This window comes from Kitasatospora sp. NPDC032757, from assembly GCF_055579305.1.
This window is the reverse complement of record NZ_JBVINN010000014.1, coordinates 25,447-37,506: the sequence shown is the minus strand read 5'-3', so window position 1 is coordinate 37,506 and position 12,060 is coordinate 25,447. Positions and strand designations below refer to the sequence as shown.

General features: G+C 74.1%; 13 protein-coding genes. 6 read left to right on the top strand and 7 right to left on the bottom strand.

Features of this window, described 5'->3' with window-relative positions:
* Positions 1-95 precede the first annotated feature (95 nt).
* Positions 96-926 carry a methyltransferase domain-containing protein gene (locus ACZ5WK_RS17975; RefSeq protein ID WP_465548385.1) on the top strand — a complete coding sequence of 277 codons (831 nt, stop codon included), beginning with the start codon at positions 96-98 and terminating at the stop codon, positions 924-926.
* Between the two features lie 125 nt (positions 927-1,051).
* Here the strand turns inward: ACZ5WK_RS17975 and ACZ5WK_RS17970 are convergent, their stop codons facing one another.
* Positions 1,052-1,636, bottom strand: coding sequence for an O-acetyl-ADP-ribose deacetylase (locus tag ACZ5WK_RS17970; protein WP_465548384.1), 585 nt, complete (start codon positions 1,634-1,636; stop codon positions 1,052-1,054).
* Between the two features lie 235 nt (positions 1,637-1,871).
* On the opposite strand from ACZ5WK_RS17970, the gene ACZ5WK_RS17965 reads away from it, so the two are divergent.
* Positions 1,872-3,335, top strand: a complete 1,464-nt coding sequence (locus ACZ5WK_RS17965; protein ID WP_465548383.1) for a PP2C family protein-serine/threonine phosphatase — start codon at positions 1,872-1,874, stop codon at positions 3,333-3,335.
* A 197-nt stretch (positions 3,336-3,532) separates the two neighbouring features.
* Here the strand turns inward: ACZ5WK_RS17965 and ACZ5WK_RS17960 are convergent, their stop codons facing one another.
* The 4 genes from ACZ5WK_RS17960 to ACZ5WK_RS17945 all read right to left on the bottom strand — a co-directional run bounded on the left by ACZ5WK_RS17960 (position 3,533) and on the right by ACZ5WK_RS17945 (position 6,443).
* On the bottom strand, positions 3,533-3,886 hold the full coding sequence (locus ACZ5WK_RS17960) for a DUF2516 family protein (protein WP_396321954.1): 354 nt from the start codon (positions 3,884-3,886) through the stop codon (positions 3,533-3,535).
* A gap of 168 nt (positions 3,887-4,054) precedes the next feature.
* Complete coding sequence (locus ACZ5WK_RS17955) at positions 4,055-4,609, bottom strand: hypothetical protein (protein WP_465548382.1); 555 nt, start codon at positions 4,607-4,609, stop codon at positions 4,055-4,057.
* Positions 4,610-4,627: 18 nt separating this feature from the next.
* Positions 4,628-5,326: a helix-turn-helix domain-containing protein gene (locus ACZ5WK_RS17950; protein ID WP_465548381.1), complete on the bottom strand. Its 699-nt coding sequence runs from the start codon at positions 5,324-5,326 to the stop codon at positions 4,628-4,630.
* 22 nt (positions 5,327-5,348) lie between these two features.
* The gene (locus tag ACZ5WK_RS17945; RefSeq protein WP_465548380.1) at positions 5,349-6,443 is read right to left on the bottom strand and encodes a DNA polymerase III subunit beta family protein; all 1,095 of its coding nucleotides are present in this window, start codon (positions 6,441-6,443) and stop codon (positions 5,349-5,351) included.
* A 178-nt stretch (positions 6,444-6,621) separates the two neighbouring features.
* Between ACZ5WK_RS17945 and ACZ5WK_RS17940 the strand changes: the two genes are divergently transcribed.
* The gene (locus ACZ5WK_RS17940; RefSeq protein WP_465548379.1) at positions 6,622-7,230 is read left to right on the top strand and encodes a YceI family protein; all 609 of its coding nucleotides are present in this window, start codon (positions 6,622-6,624) and stop codon (positions 7,228-7,230) included.
* A gap of 201 nt (positions 7,231-7,431) precedes the next feature.
* On the opposite strand, the gene ACZ5WK_RS17935 is transcribed toward ACZ5WK_RS17940, so the two are convergent.
* Positions 7,432-8,418, bottom strand: coding sequence for a LysR family transcriptional regulator (locus tag ACZ5WK_RS17935; protein ID WP_465548378.1), 987 nt, complete (start codon positions 8,416-8,418; stop codon positions 7,432-7,434).
* 113 nt (positions 8,419-8,531) lie between these two features.
* Here ACZ5WK_RS17935 and ACZ5WK_RS17930 point away from each other — a divergent pair, with 113 nt between their 5' ends.
* Both ACZ5WK_RS17930 and ACZ5WK_RS17925 read left to right on the top strand, forming a co-directional pair.
* Positions 8,532-9,851, top strand: a complete 1,320-nt coding sequence (locus tag ACZ5WK_RS17930) for an MFS transporter (RefSeq protein WP_465548377.1) — start codon at positions 8,532-8,534, stop codon at positions 9,849-9,851.
* Between the two features lie 9 nt (positions 9,852-9,860).
* Positions 9,861-10,346: a macro domain-containing protein gene (locus tag ACZ5WK_RS17925; RefSeq protein WP_465548376.1), complete on the top strand. Its 486-nt coding sequence runs from the start codon at positions 9,861-9,863 to the stop codon at positions 10,344-10,346.
* Here the strand turns inward: ACZ5WK_RS17925 and ACZ5WK_RS17920 are convergent.
* Positions 10,331-10,894 (bottom strand): GNAT family N-acetyltransferase, encoded by a 564-nt coding sequence (locus tag ACZ5WK_RS17920; RefSeq protein WP_465548375.1) that lies wholly within the window; start codon positions 10,892-10,894, stop codon positions 10,331-10,333. The genes ACZ5WK_RS17925 and ACZ5WK_RS17920 overlap by 16 nt on opposite strands.
* A gap of 234 nt (positions 10,895-11,128) precedes the next feature.
* Between ACZ5WK_RS17920 and ACZ5WK_RS17915 the strand changes: the two genes are divergently transcribed.
* Positions 11,129-11,947, top strand: a complete 819-nt coding sequence (locus ACZ5WK_RS17915; RefSeq protein ID WP_465548374.1) for a TetR/AcrR family transcriptional regulator — start codon at positions 11,129-11,131, stop codon at positions 11,945-11,947.
* The last annotated feature ends 113 nt before the right edge of the window (positions 11,948-12,060 follow it).

Here is a 12,060-nt window from a genome sequence, read left to right as displayed (position 1 = left end):
ACGACGGGCCCTGGGCGCGCGGGATGTCGGAACGGACGGGCCGGGGCGGGGCCGGACGGCAGGGCGCCCGGGGGCGGCCGCGTACGCTTTTCGGCATGGCCGCCTCCTTCGACTCCGTGACCGCGCCTGCCCGCGGGCGGGCGGGGCGGCCGGTGGGGACCGTCACGCGCGGGACCACCAACACCAACCGCCTCCGGCGGATGGACCGCTGGATCGCCCGCACGCTGGGCCCCGCGCTGCGCTCCGCCGACCGCCCGCCGGTCGCCGTCGACCTCGGGTACGGCGCCGCGCCGTGGACGGCGGTCGAGCTGTCCGGGCGACTGCGGGCGGTGCGGCCGGACGTCCGGGTGGTGGGGATCGAGATCGAGCCGGAGCGGGTCGCGGCCGCGCTGCCGTACGCGGAGCCGCCGCTGCTCACCTTCCGGCGCGGCGGCTTCGAGGTGCCGCTGGACGGCGGCGCGCCCGCCCAGCTGATCCGGGCCGCCAACGTGCTGCGGCAGTACGAGGAGTCGGCGGTGGCCGGGGTCTGGGAACGGCTCTGCGCCCGGCTGGCTCCGGACGGGCTGCTGGTCGAGGGGACCTGTGACGAGATCGGACGCCGGCACGTCTGGGTCGCGCTCGGGCCGCAGGGCCCGCGGACGGTGACCTTCGCGGCCCGGCTCGGCGGGCTCGGGCAGCCGTCCGACCTGGCGGAGCGGCTGCCCAAGGCGCTGATCCACCACAACGTGCCGGGCCGGCCGGTGCACGCCTTCCTCACCGACTTCGACCGGGCCTGGGCGGCGGCCGCGCCCTACGGGGCGTTCGGGGCCCGGCAGCGCTGGGTGGCCGCCTGCACGGCGCTCGCCGGCAGCTGGCCGCTGGTGGACGCGCGCGGGCGGTGGCGCCAGGGCGAGGTCACCCTTCCGTGGACGGCGCTCGCCCCGTAGGCGCCCGGCCGGCGCCGCGCTGCCGCGCTACTGAGCGAGCCCGGGGATTCACTCGAACGAGTTATCGAATATCTCTGGCGTGTTGACGCCTGGTCACGCCACCATGGGGGCATCCGATCGGCGCCTCAGTCCTGCCCCTCCGGCCCCTGTCCCTCCTCCTTCTTCCGCCCCTCCGACTCCATCGCCCGCCAGACCCGTTCGAACGCCCCGTACGCCTCGGGGCCGAACAGCACGAACCGCACCTCCGCCGGCTCACCCACCGCCCCCGGCACCTCCGCCACGACGGTGCCGAGCGCGATCCGGGCCGCGTCCTCCAGCGGCCACCCGTACACCCCGGCCGACACCGCCGGGAAGGCCACCGTCCGCGCGCCCAGCTCCGCCGCCACCCGGAGCGACTCGCGATAGCAGGAGGCCAACTGCTCCGCCCGCACGTCGTACTCCTCCTCCCGGTAGACCGGCCCCACCGTGTGCACCACCCAGCGGGCCGGCAGCCGCCCCGCCGTGGTCGCCACCGCCTGCCCGGTGGGCAGGCCCCGGCCCCAGTGCGAGGCCCTGAGCCTGCGGCACTCCTCCAGAATCTGCGGCCCGCCCTTGCGGTGGATCGCACCGTCCACACCGCCGCCACCGAGCAGAGAGGAGTTGGCGGCGTTCACGACCGCGTCCACCTGCTGTTCCGTGATGTCACCCTCGACCAGGGTGATCCGTGTCACCACCGTGTCCGCCCTTCCGGGCCCGTCCCGGCGCCTGTCGGCAGGGCCCCGGTCGTCGCCATGTCCTGTTCACCACACCACCACCGGCGTGGCACCCACACAAGCGTGCCGGTCGGCCAGAGAGTTCCCCGGAGATCACGTTATGGTCGCGAGAAGTTCCCCGACGCAGGGTGCCACGCGGGCACTGCGGACGGACGCCGACCGTTACGCACTCGGGGAAAGGGAGGATCAACCGATGCCCGCAACGGGAGACGGGCGGGCACCTGGTGCCGCCGACCCGCCGGGCACCCTCGACGGTGCCCGCTCCGGCCGTGCCCACAACCGGTCCGCCGCCCACAAACCGGCCGGCCCGGCCACGGCGCCTCCCCCGATACCCCACCCCCGGTCGAACGCCGCCCCCGCGCCGTCGCCCGCCGCACCCCAGGCGGCCCCGCTCCGGCTGCTGGTGATCGAGGACGACGCCTCCGACGCCCAGCTGCTCAAGGCCGCGGTGGCCGACAGCGGCGCCCCGATCGAGATCCACTGGGCCCGCGGGCTGGAGCAGGCCTCCGAGCTGCTGGCCCCCGCCTCGTCCCGGCGCGGCCGGGCCCGCGGCACCGACTTCAGCTGCGTCCTCCTCGACCTCGACGCCCCCGCCGACCTGCCCCACCCCTCGGACGCCTCGGACGGCCTGGAGGGCCTGCACGAGTTGCTCCGCCGGGCCCCGCACACCGCCGTCGTGGTGCTGACCGACGCCGCCGGCGCCGAGCTGGGCGCCGCCGCGGTGGCCGCCGGTGCGCAGGACTTCCTGATCAAGCACGAGACGGACGGCCCGCTGCTCGCCCGCGCCCTGCGGTACGCCGTCGAGCGCAAGCGTGCCGACGAGTCCCAGCGCCGGCTGGTCGAGGCCGAGCTGCGCGGTCAGGAGAACGCCCGGCTCCAGCGCCACCTGCTGCCCACCCCGCTGCTGGACGGCGCCGGGCTCTCCTTCACCAGGCGCTACCGCCCGGGCCGCCGCCGCGCGCTGCTCGGCGGTGACTTCTACGACGCCGTGCGCACCGACGACGGCACCGTCCACGTCGTGATCGGCGACGTCTGCGGCCACGGCCCGGACGAGGCCGCGCTCGGCGTGGCGCTCCGGATAGCGTGGCGCACCCTGGTCTTCGCCGGCCTCACCGGCGAGGCCCTGCTGACCACCCTTCAGCACGTCCTGGAGCACGAGCGGCGCAGCGACGAGATCTTCGCGACGCTCTGCATGCTGGTCATCGAGCCCGGTGACGCCGCCGGCGAACTCGACTCGCCCGGCACCGTCGAACACGCCCGGCTCTACCTCGCCGGCCACCCCGCGCCCCTGCTGCTCAGCGCCGGCCAGAAGCCGGCGATGCTGCCGGCCGACCTCGCCGGCCCCGCACTCGGCCTGCTCCCCTGCGACGACGGCCAGGCCGTCTGGCCCGCGCACCGGGTCGGACTGCCCGACGGCTGGCGGCTGCTGCTCTACACCGACGGCCTGATCGAGGGTCGGGTCGGGGCCGGCTCGCGCCGCCTCGGCCAGGACGGCCTGGCGGACCTCATCGGCGACCACCAGTCCGCCGGGCTGACCAGGGGCCGCCTGGTGGACAGCGCGATCGCCGAGGTCGAGGAGCTGAACGGCGGCGCGCTGACGGACGACGTCGCCGTGCTGCTGCTGGAGCGCAACCCGGTGCAGCTGATCCTGGGCTGACCGGGGCGGGGGCACATACGGAGAGCCCCGGCGCGCGGATGGTTCCGCGCGCCGGGGCTCTACGCTCGTCCTGCCTTGTCCCGCCCGTGCCTTGTGCTGCCTCGGCCCGCCCGGGTCCGTGCCTGTCCCGCCCGAGGTGCCTGTCCCGCCCGAGTCCGGCCGTATCAGGGGGTGTCCGGGCGTGCACCGCCCGGCGGCTACCAGGGGCCGTAGGGGCCCATGTTGCGCCGGTCGCCCCGGCCGCCGCCCCGGCCGGTCAGCTCCCGGATCGCCGGGCGCACGTCGACCATGTAGACGATCGCCGCGACCAGGCCCGCCAGGGTCAGGAAGCTGGTCATGAAGTTCGCCCCGAACAGCAGGTCCAGCCCGAAGGCGATCCCCAGGACCGCCAGCCAGAACCCCTTGGTCTTCTTGTCCGCCGCACGGTACGCGTCCTCCGGTCGGGTGGCCGCGTCGACCAGGGCGAACAGCTTGAAACCCAGGATGGCGACGGCCAGCCACCAGAACGGGTTCAGGTAGTCCAAGCCCAGGATCTGAGCCACTCCGCCCATCGCGGTCTCCTCTGCGTCTCGGCTCCGGCGTCCCGGCCGCCGCCCATCCTGGCACGGCGATCCGCCCGCCACGGTGTCAACGTCCCGAGGTCACCAGATGTGCCCCGGGCCGGCCCGGACTCAACCGGGCCGTGGTGGCTCCCGGCGTTCCGCCGGCCGGCCGGCGGACTACTCGGTGCTCTTGCGGGCCCGGGGGGACTTCTTGACGGCGCGCTCGGCGGCGGGCTCCGTGGCGGCCTCCGCCCCGGGCTCGTCCTCCTCGACCAGCTCAGCGTCGACCGCCTCGGGCTCGGCCTCCACCGGCTTCGCGGAGGCGGGTTCGGCCGCCACCGGCGTGGACTCGGCGGGACGGCCCCGGTCGACGACGCCCTTGCCGCGCTCAGCCAGCTCGTCGTAGGCCTCCTTGGCCTTCACCGCCAGCTCGACCGCGCGGCCGACCTGCTGGAGCGCGAAGCTCTGCGCCTTCTCCTGGAGGATCTTGAGGTCGGTGGGCAGCGTGGTCACCGAGTCCGCGACCTTCGTCTGCGCCTCCACCAGCCGGCTCTGCGCCTCCTGGAGCCTGGAGGTGGCCTTCTCCTGCGCGCCCTTGCGGTCCGCGGCCAGCGCCTCGACCTTGCCGGGCACCTCGCGCAGCTTCTCGTAGGCGAGGTCGCCCGCGCCGGCGAGGGCGTAGAGCGGGGTCGGGTCGCTCAGGGTCTTCTTGATCTCGTCCGTGATCGGCATGGCCGGTCCTCCCGTGGTCTAGGTTGCCGGGCCGGCGGTCTTCGGCCGGTCGGCTTCGGGGTCTTCGGGCACCGCGTCAGTGTCCTTGCGCGCGGCGTTCTCCTTGAGGAAGGCGTCGTAGACCGCGAGCAGCGCCTGCTTCTGCTGCTCGTTGATCAGCGGATCGGCCAGGATCGAGGCCCGCAGCTCCAGGCCCTCGCCCCGCCGTTCCTCCAGGATCCCGGCCTGGACGTACAGCGTCTCGGCCGAGATCCGCAGCGCCTTGGCGATCTGCTGGAGGATCTCCGCGCTCGGCTTGCGCAACCCTCGCTCGATCTGGCTGAGGTAGGGGTTGGACACGCCGGCGGCCTCGGCCAGCTGCCGCAACGAGTACTGCGCGTTCCGCCGTTGCTCGCGGATGTACTCGCCCAGCGAACCGACATTCAGTGAGGCCATGCGACCAGGCTGCACCACCGCGCTTGCAAATGCAAGCACGGTGCTAACAGCAGCAAACGCGGCGGCGCGCGCCGACCACGGGGCGGGGAGGTCGCCCGTGGGGGCCGACCGGTCGGCGGCGGGGTCGAGGGCCGGTCGGGTGGTGAGCGGGTCCGCGACCAGGGCTGTGCGGACGGTGCGCCGGCCGGGGACGCCGACACGGACCGCGTCGGCGAGGAAGAGCAGGTTGGCGACCACGCCCGCCCGGCCCGGGCCGGACGGGCCGGACGAGAACGGCCGCACGAGGGCGATCGGGCGCAGGCGCTCAGGCGAGCTCGGGGACCCGGATCGGCATGAGGAGGGAGAAGGTGCCGTCCCGCCCGGCCGTCCGGATGGCCAACGGGGCGATCGGGCCGCCGATTTCGAGGACGAGCTGCTCGGGGCCGCCGGCCCGGAGGGCGTCCAGGAGGAAGTCGCGGTTGACCGCCACCCGGACGTCACCGGGGGCGGGCTCGGCGCCGTCGGAGGCGATGGTGAGCCGCCCGTCCCGGTCGAGGGTGAGCACGGTGACCTCGCAGGCGGAGCCGTGCGGGCCGGAGGGCAGGCTACGGGTGGCGCCGGACTCGACCGCGCCGAGCAGCTCGGCGGCGGGCAGGCCGACCCGGTGGCCCGGGTCGAGCCGGACCAGCGAGCGGTAGTCGGGGTAGTCGTGGTCGAGGGTGGCGCCCTCGATCCGGTGACCACCGGTCGTGACCCGGAACTGCCCGGCACCGATGGCCAGTTCCGCCTCCTCCGCGCCGGAGCCGAGCAGCACGCGGACGGCGTCGGCCAACGCGGTCGGGACGATCACGCCCGTCGAGGACGCCGACGGCGCGGGCACTTCGGCCAGCGCCATCCGGTACCGGTCGGTGGCGACCAGCCGCAGCAGCCCCCCGTCCAGGTCGAACAACACGCCCGACAGCATGGGTACTTCGGGGTCACTGCCGACCGCGAAGCGGACCGCGTCCAGGGCGGCGGCCAGCTCGCGGGCGGAGACGGTGAAGCCGTGCGCGGCGGGGGCGGTGGTCATGGGATTCTCCCTCTGGTCGATCAGCGTGCGGATCAGGGAGAGCTCCCGGCGCGCGTCGGCGAGGCCGTCCTCCAGCCGCCGCAGATGCGCGTCGAGCACCCGGTGGGCCGTGCCGTCGCCAGGGGCCGCGGCGAGCACGGCCCGGATGCCGGCGAGGGGCAGGCCCACCCGCCGCAGCCGGCAGAGCAGCCGGGCGTCGGCGAGCTGGTCCGGCGCGTACCAGCGGTAGCCGGTCTGCGGGTCGACCCAGGCGGGGGCGAGGACGTCGGCGCCGTCGTAGAAGCGCAGCGCACTGACGCCGAGGCCGCTGTCGCGGGCCAGTTCACCGATGCTGCGCAGGTCGCTCTCCATGCCTGGGACTCTGGGGCCTCGACCGGGTCGAGGGTCAAGCCGCACGGCCGGACCGGCGTCGACGGTACCGGGCGTCGCGACCGCCACCACCACGTGGTTGAACTTTGAACGAAACCGTCCTACAGTAGAGGCAACAAGTTGAAGCCTAAACAAGTGGCTTCGAACCCGAGGAGGAGCCATGGGCCTTTTCAACCGCACCAAGAACGCCGTCGCCACCACCGTCATCGACACCCCCGCCGGCCCGGACCTGGGCCACCTCACCGGCGACTGGGCCATCGACACCACCCACAGCGAGGTCGGCTTCTCGGTGCGCCACGCCATGGTGACCAACGTCAAGGGCCGCTTCACCGACTACGACGGCAAGCTGCACCTGGACGGCACCACCCCGGGCAACTCCAGCGCCGAGCTGGTGATCAAGGTCGCGAGCATCGACACCAACCAGGCGCAGCGCGACGAGCACCTGCGCACCGGCGACTTCTTCGCCGCCGACGCCCACCCGGAGATCCGCTTCCGCAGCACCTCCGCCGAGCGTCTGCGCGACGACTCGTACCGGATGAACGGCGAGCTCACGATCAAGGGCACCACCCGCCCGATCGTGCTGGACCTCGACTACACCGGCAGCGCCACCGACGCCTACGGCGCCGAGCGGGTCGGCTTCGAGGGCTCGGCCGTGCTCGACCGCACCGACTGGGGCCTCACCTACAACGCCGCCCTGGAGACCGGCGGCGTGCTGATCGGCGAGAAGGTCAAGCTCAGCTTCGACATCTCCGCCGTCAAGGCGGCCTGAACCGGCCGACCACGGCCGCCGGACCGGCCTTCGCACCGGCGGTCGCCGTAGCGACCGCCCCGCACACGCCCACCCCTGCCGACCCCCGAGCGGCAGGGGTGGGGACGTCTCCGGGCACAACAACGCCCGTCGGCCGCCGAATTCCGGTCCTGCGGGATCCGCCGTCATCCGACGGGACGAACCGGCTGCGGCCGGGACGAACTACGCCCCCGGCAGTACCGCCCCCGCCTCCAGCAGCGCCGCGTCGGCGGCCGGCAGCCAACTGCCCGCCGGGCGCCGCAACCACCCCTCCCGGGCGCCGAGTTCGGCGGCCGCCGCGCGCAGCGCCGTCAGCCCCGGGTGCCGCAGGCCCGGGCGGTGCACCAGGCTGACCAGGCTGAGCGGCACCGGGTCGACGAGTGGCACGTTCACCACGCCGGGGATCAGCGGCCCGCTGGTGGTGGTCAGCATCGGGTCGCCGTGCCGGGTGAGGTAGCGGGCGGTCTCGTCCACCCCGACCGGCGGGACGTACGGCGCCGCCGCCGTCAGCCCGTGCTCGCGCAGCAGCCGGGTGCCGAAGTCGGCCCATTCGGTGGTGGCCGGGTTGCCGGCGCAGACGTCCACGGGGTGGCCGGCCAGCTCCGCCAGGCGCAGCACCGGTCGGCCGGCCAGCGGGTGGCCGACCGCCATCATCACCGAGACCCGCTCCAACCGCACCGGCGTCTGCACGAGTTGGCCCCGCACTCGGGCGTCCAGGCCGGCGAACCGGCCGAGCGAGGCGTCCAGGCGGTGGGCGATCAGCTCCTCGGCCGCCGCCGCCAGACCGCCGAGGAAGCGGGCCAGGATGTCGCCCTCCGGCCAGGCGGCGCGGGCCGGTTCGAGCAGCCGGTCGGAGGTCAGGTCGGGGCCGTTGACGTTGCTGTTGACGTCCAGCAGCAACGGGCGGAGCTCGGCGGCCGTCACGATCTCGTCGTGCAGGGCGAGGAGCTGGCGCGCCTTCGGCAGCAACAGCAGCCCCGCCCGGGTGAGTTCGACGCTACGGGTGGTCCGGGTGAAGAGCGCGTCGCCGAGCAGCCTCTCCAGCGCGCGGACGTCCCGGCTGAGCGCCTGCTGGGCGACGTGCAGGCGTTCGGCGGCCCGGCCGAAGTGCAGGGTCTCGGCCGTCGCGACGAAACCGCGGAGCAGGCGGGGGTGCAGGTCGGAGGGCATGACGGCAGATTAACAACATCATGTTGTCAGTACGGCGAAACAGGTGTTGGACCGTGCCCGGGCCGAGACGTGAGGCTGGGAGCTCCCTCCCCCACTCTCTGCTTCGGAGTACCGTGCTCGCCTCCTACCGACGGCTCTTCGCCCTGCCCGGCACCACCGCCTTCACCCTCGCCGGGCTGTTCGGCCGGCTCTCGATGTCGATGACGGGCGTCTCCCTGGTGGTGCTGCTCGCCGAACGGCGCGGCTCGTACGCACTGGCGGGCAGCGTCTCGGCGGCCGGCCTGGTCACCGGGGCGATCGGCATGCCGCTGCTCGGCCGTCTGGTCGACCGGTACGGGCAGGCGCGCGTCGCCGTCCCGGCCACGCTGTACAACGCCGTCCCGTTCGCCGGCCTGCTGGTCTGCGTCGGCTCCGGCGCGCCCGACTGGACGCTGTACGCCTGCTGGGCGGCCGGCGCGGCGGCGCCGAACCTGGGCGGCATGGCGCGGGCCCGCTGGGCACACCTCTACCGGGCCGACCCGGCCGCCCGGCACCTCGCCAACTCCTTCGAACAGGCGCTGGACGAGCTCTGCTTCATGGCCGGGCCGGTGCTCGCGATGCTGCTCTGCACGGCGGTCGCACCGGAGGCCGGCATGCTCACCGCCGGGGTGCTCGGCTCCGTCGGCGCCCTGCTCTTCGCCGCCCAGCGACGCACCGAACCCCCGCTCGCGGAGCGCCCGTCGGGCAGCGGCCACGGCTCGCCGCTGCGGGTGCCGGGGCTGCGGGTGCTGGTACTGACCTTCCTCGCCAGCGGCGTGGTCTTCGGCTCGATGGAGCTGACCACCGTGGCCTACGCCGACGCCCTCGGACAGAAGCCGGTGGCGGGCGGTCTGCTGGCGCTGGTCGCGGCCGGCTCGTGCGTGGCCGGGCTGCTCTTCGGCCTGCTCCGGCCGCGCCGGGCGGCGGGCGTCCGTTTCCTGCTCGGTGTCACCGCGATGGCCGTCCTGCTGCTCCTGCCACTGGCCGCCGGGGTCGGCGGCGCCGGACCGGCCGTGCTCGGCGTCACGCTGTTCGTGGCCGGGACGGGCACCGCACCGACCATGGTCACCGGTATGACGCTGGTCCAGGAGCTGCTCCCGCAGAGGCAGCTGAACGAGGGCATGGCGGTCGCGGTGTCCGGCATCGTGGTCGGCATCTCGGCCGGCGCCGCCCTCGCCGGGGCGGTCGCCGAGCACGCCGCACCGGGCTCCGGCTACTGGCTGCCCGCGGGAGCCGCCGCGCTCGCCCTGCTGATCGCCGTGGCGGGCCGCCGCCACCTGCGGCTACCGGGCTCTTCCGCGGTACCGGACGCCCTCCCGGTGCAGGGCTCCCTCCCGGTACGGGGCACCTCATCGGCGCCGGGCGCTCCCTCGGCGTCCGAGAATTCCGAACGGGCTGTCACTGCCGCGAGCTAGCGTTCGGGCATGGAGACGGCGACCATCCGATACGTCCGTGGCGACGCCACAGCGCCCCAGGCGAAGGGCGTGAAGGTGATCGCCCACGTCTGCAACGACCTCGGCGGGTGGGGCAAGGGATTCGTGCTGGCCCTGTCGCGGCGCTGGCCGGAGCCGGAGGCGGCGTTCCGGCGCTGGCACCGGGAGCGCGCGAAGAACGACTTCGGCCTGGGAGCCGCCCAGTTGGTGCAGGTCGAGCCGTACGTCTGGGTGGCCAACCTGGTCGGGCAGCGCGGCATCCGGACCGGCCGGTCGACGGGCGTACCGGTGCGGTACGAGGCGATCGACACCGCGCTGGCGGCGCTGGCCGAGCGGGCGCTCGCGCTCGGCGCCTCCGTCCACATGCCGCGGATCGGCTGCGGACTGGCGGGCGGGCGCTGGGAGTTGGTCGAGCCGCTGGTGACGGCCCGCCTGGTGAACCGGGGGGTCCCGGTGACGGTCTACGACGTCGGCTGAAGGCCCGCCGATGCCGGTGACGGCCGCACCGACGCCGCCGGCCAGGTGTACTCGTACTCGGGCAGCAGGTAGCCGCCCGGGAAGACGCCCTCCTGCTCGGCCGTCCGGTGGCCGCCCTCGCGCTCGTAGAACGCGACCGCCCGGGCGTTGTCGCGCAGCACCTCCAGGTAGAGGTCGGCGCCGGGGTGCTGCCTGGCGACGTGCCCGCGCGCCGCGTCGAGCAGCGCACGGCCGATGCCTCCGCCGGTCTGCCCGGGCCGGACGTGCAGGTTGTCCAGCAGCACCCGCCCGTCCTCCTGCGGCACCAGGTAGACGAAGCCGACGACGCTCCCGGCCTGTTCGGCGATCAGCAGCTCGGGGGTGTTGGCCGGTTCGCCGTAGTCGACCGTCAGCCGCAACGCCCAGAGCTCGCGCCGCGCGGCCACCATCCCGTCACCGAGCGCCTGCTCCGGGACGATGCCGGTGTAGGCGGTGCGCCAGCTGAGGGCGTGCAGGCCGGCAACGGCCTCGGCGTCGTGCGCGGTGCCGCGGCGGATGGTGGCGTTCATGTGACGAGCTTCCCACACGCCCCAGCTTGAGCATGTTCAACTCCAGCCCCTAGAGTCATGCCCATGCTTTTGAACGCGTTCGAACCGGACGGGGGCGGAGCGGCGGCACCGGGTGCGGAGGGGGCATCCGGTGCTGTCCGCACCGACACCGGCTGGAGCCGAGCGGTCGCGTCATGCCTGCCCTGACACCGCCAGTCAGGCGGGAGTTTGACGGCAGGCCCTAGGCTCGGAGCCGTGGACGACCTGGCAGCGACGAACGGACCCGACAGCACGAGCGGCACCGCCGGCACCGACAGCCCCGGCGACGGCCTCGCCACCGGTACCCCCGCTCCGGCGGAGCTTCCCGGCGGAAGAGCCCAGCCGAAGACGGACAAGAGTGAGGCGACCCGGGCCCTGATCCTGGAGACCGCGATGCGGCTGTTCCAGGAGCGCGGCTACGAGAAAACCACCATGCGCGCCATTGCCGCCGAGGCGGGCGTCTCGGTCGGGAATGCTTACTATTATTTTTCGGCGAAGGAATTCCTGATCCAAGGATTCTACGACCGGATGACGTACGACCACGCGGCGGACGCCAGGAATCGCATGGCCCATACTCGGGACTTCGCCGAGCGGCTGGAAATCGCGCTGACCTCCTGGCTCGACACCGCCGCGCCGTACCACGAGTTCGCCGCGCAGTTCTTCCGGACGGCCGCCGACCCGACCAGCTCGCTGAGCCCGTTCTCCAACGAGTCGCACCCGGCGCGGGCGACCGCCGTGGAGCTGTTCCGCGACGTGCTGCAGGGCTCGGAACTGGCGCCGAAGCTGGACGCGGAGCTGGTCGAGCTCCTGCCGGACGTGCTCTGGCTGCACCTCATGGTCGTGGTCCTCTACTGGGTCTTCGACCGGACCGAGGACACCGAGCGGACGCGGGAATTCGTCCGCCGGTCCACCCCCATGGCGGCCCGGGTGATCAACCTCTCGCGTTATCGGGTATTCCGGCCGATTGTCCGCGACGCCAAGGGACTTATTCAGGACTTCATCCTGCCGACCATCGGGAAAACCGCCGTCAAGTAGGAGAAGCCGGAAATCGGACGGCGCCGGGGGGGGGGGGGGGGGGGGGGGGGGGGAGGGGGGAGGGGGTGGGGGGGGGGGGGGGGGGGAGGGGGGGGGGGGTAAGGAGAAGGAGG

Excerpts from the sequence above, each read along its gene's own strand:
- ACZ5WK_RS17975 (WP_465548385.1), top strand. The coding sequence starts at position 96 with ATGGCCGCCTCCTTCGACTCCGTGACCGCGCCTGCCCGCGGGCGGGCG.
- ACZ5WK_RS17965 (WP_465548383.1), top strand. The coding sequence starts at position 1,872 with ATGCCCGCAACGGGAGACGGGCGGGCACCTGGTGCCGCCGACCCGCCG.
- ACZ5WK_RS17960 (WP_396321954.1), bottom strand. The coding sequence starts at position 3,886 with ATGGGCGGAGTGGCTCAGATCCTGGGCTTGGACTACCTGAACCCGTTC.
- ACZ5WK_RS17955 (WP_465548382.1), bottom strand. The coding sequence starts at position 4,609 with ATGCCGATCACGGACGAGATCAAGAAGACCCTGAGCGACCCGACCCCG.
- ACZ5WK_RS17945 (WP_465548380.1), bottom strand. The coding sequence starts at position 6,443 with ATGGAGAGCGACCTGCGCAGCATCGGTGAACTGGCCCGCGACAGCGGC.
- ACZ5WK_RS17940 (WP_465548379.1), top strand. The coding sequence starts at position 6,622 with ATGGGCCTTTTCAACCGCACCAAGAACGCCGTCGCCACCACCGTCATC.
- ACZ5WK_RS17935 (WP_465548378.1), bottom strand. The coding sequence starts at position 8,418 with ATGCCCTCCGACCTGCACCCCCGCCTGCTCCGCGGTTTCGTCGCGACG.
- ACZ5WK_RS17925 (WP_465548376.1), top strand. The coding sequence starts at position 9,861 with ATGGAGACGGCGACCATCCGATACGTCCGTGGCGACGCCACAGCGCCC.
- ACZ5WK_RS17920 (WP_465548375.1), bottom strand. The coding sequence starts at position 10,894 with ATGAACGCCACCATCCGCCGCGGCACCGCGCACGACGCCGAGGCCGTT.